We start from the raw sequence: 17015 nt of genomic DNA on the forward strand, positions 1-17015 counted from the left end.
CTCGCAGCGGGCGTAGTAGGAGGTAGTCATTGTCGGTGAGACGGGCATGGTCACTAAGGCATCGTCCGAGGCCTGGTACCATTTCAAAACAAAGCCTTCTCCCGTACAGCCCGTGGCAGTCAGCGTGGCCGAGCCGCCGAAAACCACCGTCGTGCCGCTGGCAAGGGGTGCCTGGGGCGAAAGTACCGTTACAGTAGCTACCGAAGAGTTAGCCTCCGGGCAGCTGCCGCTGGTGATGACAGCGCGGTACTGGGTAGTCTGGGTAAGGTTAGTGGCGGTATAGCTGGTGGTGGTATTAGCAAGGTCAGTCCAGGTAGTGCCGCCATCGGTCGAGCTCTGCCACTTGGTGATGCTGCCGGTGTGGCCCGAGAGCGTCAGAGTAGTAGAATTAGTACCGGTACAAACGGTGGTACTACCGGCTATGGCTCCCCCAACAGAAGCAGGACTTATGGTCACCGTTGCTACCGAAGAGGTAGTTGCCGAACAGCTGCCGCTCTGAACCAGGGCGCGGTACTGGGTAGTCTGCGTTAGGTTGGTAGCGGTGTAGCTGGTGGTAGTGTTGGCAATATCGGTCCAGGTAGTACCCCCATCGGTGCTGCTCTGCCACTTGGTGATACTTCCGGTATGAGCTGACAGGCTGATGGTGGTACCCGTGCCGGTACAGACCGTCGAGGCCGTAGCCGTGGCGGTACCTCCTACCGAGGCAGGGCTGACGGTTACGGTAGCTACTGTTGAGTTGACCGGGCCGCAGCTGCCACTCTGTACCACAGCGCGGTACTGAGTTGTCTGGGTAAGGTTGGTGGATGTCTGCGAAGTAGTAGTGTTGGCAAGGTCAGTCCAGGTGGTGCCGTCGGTTGAGCTCTGCCACTTAACAATGCTGCCGGTATGGCCCGACAGGGTCAGGGTGGTGGAGTTGGTACCGGTACAAACCGTAGTACTACCCGCTATGCTGCCGCCTACCGAAGCGGGACTAACCGTGACAGTAGCAGTAGCGGAATTAACCGCCGAACAGCTGCCGCTCTGAACCAGGGCGCGGTACTGGGTGGTCTGCGTCAGGTTAGTAGCGGTGTAGCTGGTGGTAGTGTTGGCAATATCGGTCCAGGTAGTGCCGCCATCGGTCGAGCTTTGCCACTTGGTGATGCTGCCGGTGTGGCCCGAGAGCGTCAGGGTGGTAGAGTTGCTGCCGGTACATACGGTGGCGCTACCGGCCAGGACTCCCCCAACGGAAGCAGGACTAACGGTAACGGTCGCGGTAGCGGAGTTAACCGCCGAACAGCTGCCGCTCTGCACCACAGCGCGGTACTGAGTGCTTTGCGTTAGGTTGGTGGCTGCCTGCGAAGTAGTGGTATTGGCAATATCAGTCCAGGTGGTGCCGTCGGTTGAACTCTGCCACTTGACGATACTTCCGGTGTGACCCGACAGGGTCAGGGTGGTAGAGTTGCTGCCGGTACAAACCGTAGCGCTACCGGCCAGGGCTCCCCCAACAGAAGCAGGGCTTACTGTTACCGTCGCGACCGAAGAGGTAGCCTCTGGGCAGCTGCCGATTTTCACCACAGCGCGGTACTGGGTGGTCTGGGTCAGGTTGGTTGTTTCCAGGCTGGTGGTAGTGTTGGCAATATCGGTCCAGGTAGTGCCGTTATTGGTCGAGCTCTGCCACTTGGTGATGCTGCCGGTATGGCCCGAGAGCGTCAGGGTGGTAGAATTAGTACCGGTACAAACGGTGGTACTACCCGCTATGGCTCCCCCAACAGAAGCAGGGCTGACGGTGACAGTAGCGGTAGCGGAGTTAACCGCCGAACAGCTGCCGCTCTGCACCACAGCGCGGTACTGAGTGCTTTGCGTGAGGTTAGTAGCGGTGTAGCTGGTAGTGGTGTTAGCAATATCGGTCCAGGTAGTTCCGTTATTGGTCGAGCTCTGCCACTTGGTGATGCTGCCGGTATGGCCCGAGAGCGTCAGGGTGGTAGAATTAGTACCGGTACAAACGGTGGTACTACCCGCTATGGCTCCCCCAACAGAAGCAGGACTTATGGTCACTGTTGCTACCGAGGAAGTAGCTACTGAGCAGCTGCCGCTCTGAACCAGGGCGCGGTACTGGGTAGTCTGCGTTTGGTTGGTAGCGGTGTAGCTGGTGGTAGTGTTGGCAATATCGGTCCAGGTGGTGCCGTCGGTCGAGCTTTGCCACTTGACGATGTTGCCGGTGTGGCCCGACAGGGTCAGGGTGGTGGAGTTGCTGCCCGTACAAACGGTAGTACTACCGGCAACACTGCCGCCTACCGAGGCGGGGCTGACGGTAACGGTAGCGGTAGCGGAGTTAACCGCCGAACAGCTGCCGCTCTGCACTAGGGCGCGGTACTGAGTGCTTTGCGTGAGGTTGGTGGCTGCCTGCGAAGTAGTGGTATTGGCAATATCGGTCCAGGTGGTGCCGTCGGTTGAACTCTGCCACTTAACGATGCTGCCGGTGTGACCGGACAGGGTTAGGGTGGTGGAGTTGGTGCCCGTACAAACCGTAGCGCTACCCGCTATGCTGCCGCCAACGGAAGCAGGACTAACGGTAACGGTAGCGGTAGCGGAGTTAACCGCCGAACAGCTGCCGCTCTGCACCAGGGCGCGGTACTGAGTGCTTTGCGTGAGGTTGGTGGCTGCCTGCGAAGTAGTGGTATTGGCAATATCGGTCCAGGTGGTGCCGTCGGTTGAACTCTGCCACTTGGTGATGCTGCCGGTATGGCCCGAGAGCGTCAGGGTGGTAGAATTAGTACCGGTACAAACGGTGGTACTACCGGCTATGGTTCCCCCTACCGAGGCGGGGCTGACGGTGACAGTGGCGGTAGCGGAGTTAACAGCAGTACAGCTACCATTCTGTACCAGGGCGCGGTACTGGGTAGTCTGCGTCAGGTTAGTAGCGGTGTAGCTGATAGTAGTGTTAGCGATATCAATCCAGGTGGTGCCGTCGGTCGAACTCTGCCACTTGACGATATTGCCAGTGTGGCCTGAGAGCGTCAGGGTGGTGGAGTTGGTGCCGGTACAAACCGTAGCGCTACCGGCTATGGCTCCCCCTATCGAGGCAGGGCTGACGGTGACGGTGGCGGTAGCGGAGTTAATAGCAGTACAGCTACCGCTCTGAACCACAGCGCGGTACTGAGTAGTCTGCGTGAGGTTAATAGCGGTGTAGCTGGTGGTAGTGTTGGCAATATCGGTCCAGGTGGTGCCGTCGGTCGAGCTTTGCCACTTAACAATGTTGCCGGAGTGGCCGGACAGGGTCAGGGTGGTAGAGTTGGTACCAGAACAAACCGTGGTGCTAGCCGCTATGCTTCCCCCCTGAGTAGGCGCAGTTATGGTAACAGTAGCCGTACCCGTTTGAGACTGGCTGCACTCGGTAGCGGAAGCATCTTTTACACTCACCAGGGTGTAGGTAAAGGAACCGGCAGTACCAGTAGCCTGAGCAACGGTTACCGAACTGCCGGAGGTGGTAGTTACCGTCTGGTCAGAGCCGTCATTTATTCTATAGGTAAAGGTATAGGGAGCCGTACCGCTTGCGCCGGTGAAGGTAATGACCGGGCTGGTAGCTCCTTGACAGACGGTGGTGGTACCACCAATAGTAGCCGTAGGTAATGGATTAACGGTAACAGTAGCCGTACCCGTTTGGGATTGGCTGCACTCGGTAGCGGAAGCGTCTTTCACACTGACCAGGGTATACTCAAAAGTATTGGCTGAAGTGGTAAGCTGAGCTACGGTTACTGAACTGCCGGAGGTGGTAGTTACCGTCTGGTCAGAGCCGTCATTTATTCTATAGGTAAAGGTATAGGGAGCCGTACCGCTCGCGCCGGTGAAGGTAATGACCGGGCTGGTAGCTCCCTGACAGACGGTGGTGGTACCACCAATGGTAGCCGTAGGTAATGGATTAACGGTCAGGGTGGCGGGATCGGAAGTAGTTGATCCACCACACGTATTCGATACTACGCATCGGTACTGGGTACCACTCTCGATAAGCGCTACGGCTGGTAGTGTAAGGGTAGCCGTGGCGGCACTGGCGTTGCTACCAGTCGGAATATCTGTAAACTCTCCGTTACCTGTTTTTTTCTGCCATTTGTAAAACAAACCTGTACCGGAGGCCGTGACCGAGAAGGTCGCCTCTGCTCCTACGCATACAGCTTTGTTGTCAGGCTGTGCGGTAATGGCTGGGGCTGCCTGTGGGTTGACCGTAACGGTAAAGGAGGAGGTGGCATCCGGTGCATTCCCGTTCGATACTGTTACACTTACCGTAGTAGTACCACTGGGGAAAGTGTGTGGTGAAGTAATGACATCATTCCCGATTTTATAAGTAATGGTAGGGGAAGGACAGCCGACCACGGTTACAGCAAAGGATTCGGTAGCCGTACATACTCCATTATCCGGATCAGTGATGATGTTGTTTTGCGCGGCCGTAATAACCGGAGCGGATATAATAGGCGTAACGGTAGGGTCAGAAGAGCCTCCTACTCCCGGATCATCGGTGAGCAAAGTGGCAGGAATGAAATTGGAGCCAGACACTGTACCCTGGTTGGATACCGTGCAGGTACCAGCTGGAATAGAACTGTTGATCGTGACTTTAAATTTGATAGTAACGCTCTTGCCTGCCGGCAGTGTAAAGCCGCTTCCGGAGCCATTTACGGTTACAGTCTCACCCGCTAGAGTAGCAGCTTCCCGAGCGGTGGGCTGGGTGGTAGCTATAAGCGGAGTACTTTCTTTAACGACTGGTACTTGCTGAACTACGGGTTCGTCCTGTTTAGTGGGCAGAGCAGTGGAATCAAGCTGTGAGTTTGTGACCGCAACAACACGCTCAGTAGTGGCTTGGGTCGTATCCGGAGCGCCGGGTATAACGGCCAGGTTTGCTTTAGCCGTACTTTCTTCCAGTTCAGCCGCTTCGGTATCGGCCATCATGCGGGCTACGCTCGGGTTAGAAGGTGCGTTGCAGGTACCTGATTGTATGGTAGTACCCCAGGTACCGGATTGAGAAACAGTACCCGTAGTTGTGGTTTTAGGCGAGTTATTGTTATTATTCCAGATATCCGTCGCACTTGTACCAGTACCCTGTAGATAAATAATGTGTGAACCGGTAGTGACAACCCTTACTCTGAAATCAAACCCGAACTGACTCCTTCCGCCGTTTGTATTATTGGCAACATAGGCGCAGGTCGGATTCGAAAAAGTACTATTTGAAGTACCTGCTTCTACCTGAATATTGTGACCAATTTCATTGGTAGGGTTTGGCAGGGTTATGTTATTATTTGTGATGATGACATCAAGCCGACCGGATCCATTACGGGAGCGGGCCAGAATACCGGCTTCCGAGGGGACTCCCGTGATCGTATTCCCGTTTATTTGTACTTTCAGGCTGGAGTTTTCCTCAGCGTGTACCCGCACACCATTTCCTGAATCCTCAAAGCCACCTACGTGGGTGATGGTATTATTGTTTATTCTTCCCTGGGCATTGGACGAGCCCTGCGATACTATGTTAATTACAGAAGTACCCCGGGCTTTAGCCGTGGGGTTATTCAAAATATTAAAATTCAGCGTACCCGATTGGTTCGACACCAGGTCAATGGCCGAGCCTATACCCGCCTGCGGGTCAAATGTACAGCCAGTAATATTGTAATTGAGCGTACCGGTACCCTCCGCTATCCCTTTTACGCCCTGAGTTCTTATCTGATTGAAAGCACTGTTTTTTACATTTACGGTAGTGGTGCCAGTACCAAAATTGCTGACTATCAGTCCATACGAGCCATTTACGCTGGTCTGGGTATTGGAGAAGGTACTTCCGTCGATGGTAATGGTTGAGGTGGTAGAGGTATTCTCAATCCGGAACAGGTCATCTACACCGGCGTTTCCTGTAAGATTTAAGGAGGTTAGGTTGACGGTACCACTCAGGTTCTGAAGGAAAATAGGTCCTTCTTCCGTAGCGTTACCGGTGTTTTTTACTACGGTGTTGCTAATAGTCAGCCCCGAAATGCCTGTACCTGTAATACCCCGCTGGCTGTTGGTGCCGTTGGCGTCGCTTCCATTAGTACTGTTAATATTAATATTATCAATAATGACATTCGAAACGCTTTCCAGATAGATAGAGCCGTTACAACCCGAGAAAGAAATACCTGCCGGGGCCGATGAGCAGCCATCAGTAGTATTGGCACTGAGGAAGTTCATGTTTTTGAGCGTAATACCTGCGGCATTGATAAACTCCGCTCCGCGCGCAGTCGTATTCTGAATAGTACCTCCGGAGCCATCCGTACTACCCGAGCCCGTTACCTGAAAGGTACCGGCGGTGTTTGTTAATGAAATACCCTTAGCTGAACCATTTGCCACTACTTTGGTAAGGGTTACTCCCAATGTCACTTTACTCACAGAACTAACCCCGGCAATACTTACGGCGGTGTTGTTGCTAGTAGTAATATCAGGGCTTGCGGTGATGTTCAGCGTACCGGTGGCTCCGGTAATGTCAATACCTTTCTGGCCCGCGTCGGGCGTAACAGTCAGTGAGCTGAAGTCCAGCGTATTGGCAAAGCCGGTACTAGCCAGACCGGTACCGCCGGAACCGGTAATGGAGGTAGTACCAAAGTTAAAAGTACCTGTACTGGCGGTACCGCTCACATTGATACCCTGCGTAGTGGGATTGTTGATGGTAGTGGTACCGGAGGTCAGGCTACCCGCAACGTTGCTCAGGCTGATGCCCGTATCGGTACTATTGGTGGAAGAAATACTGGTGAAGGTACCATTCAGAGTTACTCTGTTGGCAGCACTGCTGCCTGCGATACTCACTACAGTATTACCCGTTGTAGTGACGGAACTGGAGGGGGTGTTGGCGATGGTTAAAGTACCGGTAGCCCCGGTTATGTCGATACCTTTCTGATTGGCGTCAGGAGTAATAGTCAGCGAACCAAATTGTAGTGTGTTGGCAAAGCCGGTACTGGCCAGTCCGGTACTGCCGGAACCGGTAATGGAAGAAGTACCAAAGTTAAAAGTACCTGTACTGGCGGTACCGCTCACATTGATACCCTGCGTAGTGGGATTGGTAATGGTAGTGGTACCGGAGGTCAGGTTACCTGCAACATTACTCAGGCTGATGCCCGTAGTGGTACTGTTAGTAGAAGATATACTGGTAAAGTTCGTGTTTAATGTTACTCCGCCGCCGGTGCCGACAATGCTAATATTATCACTAATGGTGCCGCTGGTGGTAGTCAAGGTACCCGTTGCACCGGTGATATCAATAGCTCTCTGGCCAGTAGCGGCGTCGATGTTCAGTGCGGAGAACTGCAGCGTATTGGCAAAACCGGTGCTGGATAAGCCGGTACCGCCGGTGCCGGTAATGGAAGTAGTACCAAAGTTGAGGGTACCTGAAGAAGCAGTGTTCACATTGATACCCTGTGTGGCAGGGTTGGTAATGATAGTACCTCCGCTGCTGGTAAGGTTACCCGTTATACTGCTAAGGTTGATACCGGCAGCTGAACTATTGGCGGAGGCTATGCTGGTAAACGTAGCGGCCAGGGTACCTGTGCTTAGGTTAAGTGCCTGGCCATTTCCAGTGAGCAGTACTTCACTAACCGTAAGGGTACCAAAGTTAGTACCGGCAATCTTACTTCCTGTAGTATTACCAAGGGTAAGGCCCCGCAGGGTATTACCCGCTCCTAAGTTAAGGGCATTGGTGTTGGCAACCGTAGTAGTAAGTACCGGATTAGTACCGTTCGTGGCCGGAAGCTGGTTAGTACCAGAGGGGGCGGTATAGCCGGTAATAGCCAATAGGGTGGTAGTGGCTCCCTGCCCGATTAGTTTTTGTCCGGCTCTCAGAGTGGCGGCTCCGGTATAATCGCCGCTACCTGTATAAATAAAAACAAAGTCATTATCGCCGGGCTTGCCGGAGGCACCTGTATTGGCAGCATTGAAGTCCGACATCTGCCTGAAAGGGTTGGATAAGGTACCCGTTCCACTGCTGCTGGCGGCATTATTCACAAACCAGATTTCTCCGGTTACGCTGATGGTAACCGTAGCTGTGGTGGTCAGGTCGGAGCCGTTGCTTAAAGTGTAGGTAAAGGTGTCGTTGCCTCCGGTATAGCCGGGCGCGGGCTCATAGGTAAAAGCACCCGTAGTCGTATTCAGGGTAACGGTTCCATTCTGAGAAGTAGTAATGGGGGAAGTAGAGGTAATAACCAACGTACCACTACCCGGATTAATATCGTTGGCCAGTACGCCACTTTCGGCGGGGATAGTAAGGCCTACGTTCCCGATGGTCTGGTAGGTATCGTTTTGCGCAACAGGTGATACTTTCAGCGAGCCATCTACCAGCGTAGTATTGGCATCTATCTGGTCGGTGAACGATACGCCGGTAGCGTCGGTGTCGCCCGAGTTTGTAATGACGATGGTATACTCCAGCTCGTCGCCAGCGGAGGCTCCCGTCAGGCCGGTGTCATTGGTAAGCGCGTAGGTTTTGGTGGCCGTAAGGGCAGGGGCCAGCAGAGCCGCTACTCCCTGGCGTTTTACCCGTAGGGGAGATTTGGAGAGTAGTACCCGGGCCTTTTTGTCCGGTTTTTCAGACTGGCCAGGTTTTGTTTCTTCTATACGAAATACTTCGTAGAAAGTGAAGTCGTTGCTATTAAAGCTAAAGGGAAGCCATAGAGCCAGCAGGGTGGCACCAATGATCAGGGAGTAGATGTTTTTCATACCTTAGGGATAAGGGGGGATGTCAAGATAAAAGTGTGGTGCGCCATCAATAGCACAAAATATAGGTACTACTTAATAGGTGTGTACTCGTTTTAATAGTCAGTTTTCAAGAAAAAACCGCTTCATACTTCATCCCTTTTTCATCAAATCCCAGCGGTACTAAAAAAACAGGCAGATCACCCAGTGTAGGATGTTCTATTATGTAGGTACTTTGTTTATAGTATTCATTTTTTTGTGTGGTTCGTATTACTACCGAAAAGGGAGTACGTTCAATGGGCGAATAACCTCCCAGTTCGGTTAGTTCGGTTACTTCGGCGGGCAAGGTCACTTCCGGTGTAAAACGCACCGGAAGTGTTTGATTTAGCAATTCTTTAAAATCAGAAATAGTAATAAGATTCAAATCCATCTGTTAAAATTCCCTGTTAATTGGTAGTCGGGCACCACTCCATGAGGTGATATACCCCGTTGGTTTCGCTTACTTTTTTAAATCCCAGCCGCTCGTACAGGCCTTTGGCCGGATTAAAGCTTTCTACGTGGATCGTCAGGGGGCGCTGTAGCCGGGTCGCCTCGTTCATTATATCTTTTAGTATAGCCGCCCCAATACCCCGATTGCGCCAGTCTGGCAAAAGCGAAATATCAATGATACGTACCTCCCGGTTCTGAAAGTTCTCCTGTACATACAGCCGACCTACTACCTGCCCCTGCTTCTCAATAACCCAGAAGTCAGCTCCCACGTAATTTTTCTGGTAGTAGTCATGCTGGGCGTTAAACTGCTGCTTAAGAAATGCTGTAACCAGGGCGGCGCTCCACTGCGGCACTTTTTTCATCTCTTCCTGCCGGGTACTGGCATAAATGCTACATAGTACTTCTAAATCATCATTGACAACCGGGCGAAGCCGTACCGTAGCATCGGTTAGCTTTATTTCCATGGTAGCGTGTACAGTACCTTTACTATGACCTGGGAGGAAAAACTCCCTGTAGGGCTATATTAAAATACACCGTTAGGTACGGCATCATGTTATTATGGGGTTGATCTCCACCAGCCGGTGCCAGCGACTGAAAGTTCATGGCTGTTAGGGTACTTGGGCCAACATTATAAGCCTTGCCATTAGAGGATCGGGCCAAATTACTATTTGTAGGCAAATTTGAATCCGCAAATTCGGTCACTACTGCACGTAATGTATGGCTATGAGCCGGAATTTCGGATTCCAGCAACGTAACGGTTTCGCTGCCTCCGGTTTCACCCAGGTCATGCAGTGACAGGCCCGGACCCTGGCCGGGGTGCATAGGAGCACGGCCCTGTAAGTCAGGCAGCGCAAAGTTAGACTTCCCGTTACCGCCATAGGTAGTGCCCAGGAGCGAAAACAAAGCGGTATTCTGGGAAAGAGGTAGTAGTTGTCCGTTACACCAGGCCCAGCCTTTAGGGGAAAAGTTGAAAGGAAACATTCTTATTTCAGCAACAAATGGATCAGCCATAGCAAGATAGGTTTAAAAAGGGGTACCAAAAATAATGTTGAAAGGCAGGTATACAGGCGACTTGTCAGGTCGGCGAGGGGAAAATTCCGAATAACGAAATAATAAAATCAACACACAGGTAAGGCTGGAAATTGGTATGCGGCTGACTACCTCCTACGGGCGGAACACTCTGCGGATTAAAAGAACCAGAAGGGGTATCAGCGTAAAATACATCAATATTGGACGATTTACCCATGAAGTTATTGGCCGGGTTTGGCGAGTCGGCAGCGCCATCACTGGCCAGTAGTGGGTGTGAATGGGCCGGTATTTGATTGACCGTCAGCGTTATTTCTTCTGCTCCCCCTGTCTCGGCCAGTATGAAACCGTTACCCTGATGAATAGGTATCCGACCTCTCAGGTCAGGCAGGGAAAAAGTGCTTTCACCATCGCCGCCATAGGTAGTGCCTATGAGCTGAAACAGAGTTTCATTCTCAGAAATAGGTAAGAGTTGTCCTTCACAAAACATCCAGCCGGCGGGAGCAAAATTACCCGCAAACATTCTGATTTCACCAACGTAAGGTTGTGCCATTACTAAGTTGTTTTTGAGTAAAAAAGATCAGTTAGGACTTGGGAAAATTCCCTGTAAGGCAATACAGAAAGAGAGCGTTAGAAAAGGCTGCATATTCAGATGCGCCTGGCTGCCTCCGGTATTAGTAACATTACTTGCGGCAGTAGCAACCAGCTGAGCATTAGCCCCCGATTGGTAGAGCGTAGTAGGGGCCGAGGTAGCCAAAAAATTATTGGCAGGATTGGTGGTGTTGGTAGCTACATCGGCAGGTACTACCGCGTTAAGGGTGTGCGTATGCGTAGGCAGCTCGGCAATGGAGACTGTATGCGCCTGTTCGCCTCCTCTTTCGCCCAGGGTATGTCCGCTACCAACGTGAATAGGAGTACGGCCGCGGAAGTCGGGTAGTGCAAAGTTAACCCGGCCATCTCCACCAAAGGTAGTACCCAGCAGAGAGAAAAGAGCCTGGTTCTGGTTTATGGGCAGGAGTTGTCCGTTGGTAAGAGCCCAGCCTTTCGGTGCAAATACAAAGCTCATAATGCGTATTTCGGAGAGAAAAGGTTCGGCCATAGGTTCAGGTAGTTTAAGGTTATGACTATTTAAGCGAGTGATCTGCAACAAAGGAAATGCCTGGATATAAAGCTGGTGTCCACCCAATCGGAGTTGCCTTTAACTAATTTAAAATCCAGTCTGGTTTTGCTTTCTTCTATCTTTACTTTCAGTTCTAATTGGCCCGAAGCAGTCTTAAAACAATAAGGCCTTCGCTGGTGTGGTACTTCATAAACGGGCACAAACAAAGCAATGGCTTCCTGTTTATCCGGCTGCACCGGCAAATGGCTCATAGCCTGGCAAATGGCTTCCAGTTCGAAGCCCGAGAAAGTGTGGGTGTATTTCCAGGAGTGGTTGGTAGAGGCATCCTTCCGGAAGAACAGCACGGTCAGGTCAATAAGGCCCGTGTCGGGGCTGTGAAGCGCCAGAGGGTACATAGCTACCTGGTCCTCACTTGTATAGTAAAGAGTTGAGCCGAAAGCTTTGTATCCTACTGTGAAAAGTGATTGAGCACTTGTTTGTAACTGTGCGTTCAGCTCCTGGTCCGGTACCAGAAGTTGATTAACTGGAGTAGCGCCCAGGGCAGTTAGGTAGCTTCCAAGCCACTGCTGCTGTAGGGGCAGCAATGAAAGGGGTAGACCCGAAGCTTTTACCGCGCCAACTAAGCTGGCAGCCGTAGCATAAAGGAAATGTCTTCGATTCACAACGAGGGTCTTTATACCATCAAATATAATAAAAAATTATTGTATCCATAGGGTAATATATTTTTCCAGGGGATAAACAGCAGATTAGCTTTTTTAGCCACATTATGGTCTGGATCTTCGATTAATATTATGAATAATATGGGCGGCCAGATTAATTACTTCAACGGATTTACACCTTGTGCAGCAACAGTGTACCAAGCAATAAGTATACCGTTATTCTCATCCTGAAAGATTCTTTTGAAAGATTCCTGCTTAATCAGAACACTATAGTTCAGGTAAAAAAGATAACTTGCCATTTTTGTAGCCTCTTAAATGCAGCTAAACCAGGCAGACAATTTATTCCTACCTATACGTACTGCTAAATCAGGAATTGAGGCCCATTTTTTGAGTAGTTTATGGAAAAAGGCAGTACCCGAAACTTTACGAAAAGCTGCTTGGTTTTTAGTACAATCAGTCAACTTTGATGAACACAGATACAACTCTACCTCGCCGGCCGTCCGCTCATAACCAACGTTCCATGACGCTCCATTCCGTCGACCTGCGCACAACGGGTCAGTTTCCTCCTTTCTTGTTGGACTACCTTGAGCAAAAACCTGAACTCAACGAATTCTATAGCAGCTTCCCTACGGTTGCCAATGCCAGGGAGGTACTTGAGCGAAAGAAAGAATTCAGCCCGGCGATTCGGCAGACGCTGGTGGAAGTACTTACGCGGCAGTATAAGGATCTAAAGGACGCCCCGGATTTCTCGGTACTGCTCAACGAGAATACCTTTACCGTCACCACCGGGCATCAGCTCAGCATTTTTACGGGGCCGCTGTTTGTTATCTATAAACTCATCACGACTATTAAGCTGGCGCGGCAGCTACAGGAAGCTTACCCCGACTGTACCTTCGTGCCGGTGTACTGGATGGCCACCGAAGACCATGACTTTGAGGAGATTGCTTCTTTCCGCCTGTTCGGTAAGAAGTATACGTGGGCGGGCGAACATCCGGGAGCCGTCGGACGACTGAATCCCAAAGAACTGGATACCTTACTTAAGCAACTCCCCGAGCGGGTACCGCTGTTTGAGAAAGCGTACCTCGAGCACCCCACCCTGACCGACGCCGTCCGATGTTACATGCACGCGTTGTTCGGTAAAGAAGGATTAGTTTGTCTGGATGCGGATGATGCCGGTCTGAAGCAACACTTTCTGCCGGTTATCAAAGACGAACTGGTCAATCAGGCTTCGGGTACTCTGGTTGCCGACACCTCGGCCCGGATTGAAGCCCTGGGGTACCACACCCCGGTTCATGCCCGGGAAATAAACCTGTTTTACCTCAAAGACCAGTTGCGGGAGCGCATTGTGTGCGAAGAAGAGAGCTACCGGGTACTCAAAACCGACCTTAGCTTTAGCCGCGAAGAAATACTACTGGAAACCGAAAGCCACCCGGAGCGGTTCAGCCCCAACGTGGTACTGCGCCCCCTGTACGAAGAAATAATCCTGCCGAACCTGGCCTATGTGGGCGGCCCCTCCGAGGTACCTTACTGGATGCAGCTGAAGGGCGTTTTTGACCACTATCAGGTTTCTTTCCCAATGCTACTACCACGCAACTTTGCCCTGTACATAACTACCGCCAGTTGCAAGCGCATGGAAAAGCTGGGGCTAAACTACCAGGACTTATTTACCAACCGGATAGCGCTGCGTAAGCAGTACGTGGAGCGCCACTCGGAGCATACGCTCTCGCTGGGGTCGGAGAAGGAAGCCTTTGATGAAGTACTTCAACAGATGGTAGCCAAAGCCGTAGCTGTAGACCAAACCATGGAGGGAGCGGTACTGGCCGAGCGCGCCCGACTTTACAAATCGCTGGAGCACCTGGAAAAACGGATCCGGAAGGCCGAAGAGCGAAAGCACGAAACCGAGCTGAACCAGCTACAGAACCTGCTGGATACCTGCTTTCCCAACGGTACCCCGCAGGAGCGCTCCGACAACTTCCTGAACTTTTACCTCAACAACCGCAACTTCCTGAAAGAGCTATTCGAAGCGCTTGACCCGCTGGACTTTAAATTCAACGTACTGGTAGAGGGATAAATGGACAAAGCTTCCCTACGTGCGCAGTTTCTGAAAAGAAGACAGGTACTTACACCCGATGAAGTGCGGCAGGAAAGTGGAAAAATTGCGGAGCGCCTAAGTCGGCTGCTGGCTCAGAAGCCGCCGCACTACCTTCATATCTTTCTTCCTCATGTAGTCAGAAATGAAATAGATACCAGACTCATTGGGGAAGTAGTAAGGGCTGAATTTCCCGAGGTACAACTGGTCGTACCCCGGGTAGTACCCGGTACCCGTACCCTCGAACATTACCTGTATACCCCTCAGACCCCCCTCCTGACCAACCGCTGGGGCATTCCCGAGCCTGACCCTCAAGCCGCGCAGCCCATAGCACCCGAAGAACTTGACGCTGTACTTGTCCCCCTGCTGGCCTTTGACCGGCAAGGGTACCGCGTGGGCTACGGAGGGGGCTACTACGACCGTTTCCTGCCGCAGTGCCGCCCCGGCGCGCTTAAAATAGGTTTATCTTTTTTTGAACCCGTACCAGCCATTGATGATATTGACGGGTATGACATACGGCTGGATTACTGCCTGACGCCCAACCATACCTGGCGCTGGCAGGGGAGAGAGTAGTATGTTTCTGTTGCTCAAAGTACTTGGGCGGCCATTATCAATAAATTCCTCCACGCTCCTCCGTTTCGCTTTGGTATTCTTCGTAATTTTGCGGCAATTTTTAGTGAATCTGTTCATGTTTTACCCAAATCATTAGTAAAAATGAAAATCGCAGTAGTAGGCGCTACCGGTCTGGTGGGCGGCGAAATCCTCAAAGTGCTCGAAGAGCGTAACTTCCCCGTGACGGAGCTATTGGCCGTTGCATCCGAAAGATCAGTTGGTAAGGAAGTCACGTTCAAGGGTAAACAGATCAAGGTAGTAGGGTTTGAGGACGCCATTGCAGCCAAACCTGCGATTGCGATATTCTCGGCCGGTGGAGGTACTTCGCTGTCGCTGGCGCCGCGCTTTGCCGAGGCGGGTATTACCGTAGTTGACAACTCGTCGGCCTGGCGCATGGACCCGACCAAGAAGCTGGTAGTACCTGAAATTAACGCCAATACCCTGACCAGAGAAGACAAGATCATCGCTAACCCCAACTGCTCTACGATTCAGATGGTGGTGGTGCTGCAGCCTCTGCACCAGAAATACAAAATTAAGCGCGTAGTAGTATCTACGTACCAGTCGGTAACGGGTACCGGTAAGGCGGCCGTAGATCAGCTGTTCGCAGAGCGACGGGGCGACCATAGTACCGAGAAGGTATACCCACACCCCATTGACCTGAACGTACTGCCGCACATTGACGTGTTTCTGGACAACGGCTACACCAAGGAAGAAATGAAGATGACGAACGAAACCAAGAAGATTATGGGCGACAACAGCATTGCCGTGACCGCCACTACCGTTCGTATTCCGACCATTGGCGGACATTCGGAGTCTGTCAATATTGAGTTTGAAGAAGAATTTGATCTGGACGAAGTACGTACCCTGCTCAGTCAGGCCGAGGGCGTAGTGGTACAGGACGACCCCAAGAACTTCGTATACCCCATGCCGCTAACCGCGCACGGCAAAGACGAAACCTTCGTGGGCCGTATCCGCCGCGACGAGTCGCAGCCCAAAACCCTGAACCTGTGGATTGTGGCTGACAACCTGCGCAAAGGAGCCGCTACCAACGCCGTACAAATCGCTGAGTACCTAATAAAAAATGAATTAGTAGAAGTTACCGAAGAAGTGTAACTTTGCCGCATCAATCTGACACCCAGTAATCAATAAAGAAGCCACCGCGGGATCGGTGGCTTCTTTATTTTATAAAATAACTTTAGGAGGTATTTAACTACCTCGAAACATACATCATCTTTTTGCGAAGCAACACGCCATCTACGGCAAAAAATACTTGTAAGTTGAATTGAGCTCCCGCAAAGTTTTGGGTTCTGTCCAGATCTCTAATGAAATTACTAGGATGGACAGAAAGCTTCCCACGGTAGGAGCAAAGTACCTCTTCCTTAAAATTCACGCTCTTTTTGAAGTAGCGGCCTAACTCAAGGCCGAGGACTGGGCTGTATCCGATTAGGCGGCGGAGATCTTCCTGGGAAGATTTGGCGGGTGTGAACTCATTGACAGCCATACCTAGAAAAGGTACCACGAGCCAATCTTTTTTCTGAATTTTGCGTCCATATGTGAGGGCAATCCCTGCAAAATTAGTACGAGTTCCCGACTCCCACTGTCCTTTGCTTTCCTGAATGTACCTGAGTGCCTTGTTTGCTCCCAAGGCAAAGTCCATTAATAGTCGTGAGTTACGTATATCACCACCAAAGCCAAAGACAAAACTGGTTGCGTCAGAGAAATTGATCTTTGTATTACCTGTAAAGATATGTCTTCCTATTCCAACCAAAAGGCCAACCTGCCAGTTACTTCGGTTCTGAACCATTTCTACATCAGGAGTCACTTTTAGCAGGTTATGTACCTTGTATTCCCAGCGCTCCAAAACAGATTGGGGATTGTCACTGTCTTCTAGGTCCTGATTTAGATCAGATCTTAGCTGCTGTATTTCTTGTGACACCTGGTGAAATATCCCGTCTAAAGTAGATTTTAAACGCTCAGGAGTACCCTTAAAGGTACCAAGTTCGACAACTCTTGCTTTTAGGCGCTTAGTAGCGTATCCTTCCAGGTCAAAGAGCAACTGTGCGTACCGGAGGTGATAATCCATTGAATCCGTTAATGAGGAGGTGCTGCGATTGAAAACTGCCTGCGCTGTAACAATGGGCTGTAACTTTCCGCCAAGCGCAGGTTCTACTTCATAAGCATAGTGTAATGCAATGTCGATATAGTTAGCACGAGCACCCACTGAAAAGTCCTGGTACTGTAGTCGTTTACCCTGACTCCATTGAAGGGTGTCTAACTGGGCATTGGCGGAAACAGATAGGAAAAGCATACCTACTATTTCTAGGTACATCAGCAGAAGTTTGTCTCGAAGAAACATAAG

Annotated in this window: 11 protein-coding genes; 3 read left to right on the plus strand and 8 right to left on the minus strand. The window is 51.3% G+C overall.

Translation table 11 applies throughout. From position 1 onward, the window contains the following. The 7 genes from VGN67_RS00005 to VGN67_RS00035 all read right to left on the minus strand — a co-directional run. Positions 1 to 8685, minus strand: an 8685-nt coding sequence (locus tag VGN67_RS00005) for an Ig-like domain-containing protein (RefSeq protein ID WP_327484701.1), incomplete at its 3' end; no start/stop codon positions are given. A 106-nt stretch (positions 8686 to 8791) separates the two neighbouring features. Then, positions 8792 to 9091 carry a DUF6916 family protein gene (locus tag VGN67_RS00010; RefSeq protein ID WP_327484702.1) on the minus strand — a complete coding sequence of 100 codons (300 nt, stop codon included), beginning with the start codon at positions 9089 to 9091 and terminating at the stop codon, positions 8792 to 8794. 16 nt (positions 9092 to 9107) lie between these two features. Then, positions 9108 to 9614, minus strand: coding sequence for a GNAT family N-acetyltransferase (locus VGN67_RS00015; RefSeq protein ID WP_327484703.1), 507 nt, complete (start codon positions 9612 to 9614; stop codon positions 9108 to 9110). 22 nt (positions 9615 to 9636) lie between these two features. Then, positions 9637 to 10161 (minus strand): phage tail protein, encoded by a 525-nt coding sequence (locus VGN67_RS00020; RefSeq protein WP_327484704.1) that lies wholly within the window; start codon positions 10159 to 10161, stop codon positions 9637 to 9639. Positions 10162 to 10225: 64 nt separating this feature from the next. After that, the gene (locus tag VGN67_RS00025) at positions 10226 to 10729 is read right to left on the minus strand and encodes a phage tail protein (RefSeq protein WP_327484705.1); all 504 of its coding nucleotides are present in this window, start codon (positions 10727 to 10729) and stop codon (positions 10226 to 10228) included. Between the two features lie 27 nt (positions 10730 to 10756). Beyond that, complete coding sequence (locus VGN67_RS00030) at positions 10757 to 11275, minus strand: phage tail protein (protein WP_327484706.1); 519 nt, start codon at positions 11273 to 11275, stop codon at positions 10757 to 10759. 29 nt (positions 11276 to 11304) lie between these two features. Next, positions 11305 to 11958: a hypothetical protein gene (locus tag VGN67_RS00035; RefSeq protein ID WP_327484707.1), complete on the minus strand. Its 654-nt coding sequence runs from the start codon at positions 11956 to 11958 to the stop codon at positions 11305 to 11307. Positions 11959 to 12475: 517 nt separating this feature from the next. Here VGN67_RS00035 and bshC point away from each other — a divergent pair. From bshC to VGN67_RS00050, 3 genes are all read left to right on the plus strand, one after another. Next, complete coding sequence (bshC, locus tag VGN67_RS00040) at positions 12476 to 14026, plus strand: bacillithiol biosynthesis cysteine-adding enzyme BshC (RefSeq protein ID WP_327484708.1); 1551 nt, start codon at positions 12476 to 12478, stop codon at positions 14024 to 14026. Then, positions 14027 to 14617: a 5-formyltetrahydrofolate cyclo-ligase gene (locus VGN67_RS00045; RefSeq protein ID WP_327484709.1), complete on the plus strand. Its 591-nt coding sequence runs from the start codon at positions 14027 to 14029 to the stop codon at positions 14615 to 14617. A gap of 141 nt (positions 14618 to 14758) precedes the next feature. Beyond that, the gene (locus VGN67_RS00050) at positions 14759 to 15769 is read left to right on the plus strand and encodes an aspartate-semialdehyde dehydrogenase (RefSeq protein WP_327484710.1); all 1011 of its coding nucleotides are present in this window, start codon (positions 14759 to 14761) and stop codon (positions 15767 to 15769) included. A gap of 97 nt (positions 15770 to 15866) precedes the next feature. On the opposite strand, the gene VGN67_RS00055 is transcribed toward VGN67_RS00050, so the two are convergent. Then, positions 15867 to 17012, minus strand: a complete 1146-nt coding sequence (locus tag VGN67_RS00055; protein WP_327484711.1) for a hypothetical protein — start codon at positions 17010 to 17012, stop codon at positions 15867 to 15869. Positions 17013 to 17015 lie beyond the last annotated feature (3 nt).

This window comes from Telluribacter sp. (assembly GCF_035998675.1).
In the GTDB taxonomy this organism is placed as follows: Bacteria; Bacteroidota; Bacteroidia; order Cytophagales; family Spirosomataceae; genus Telluribacter.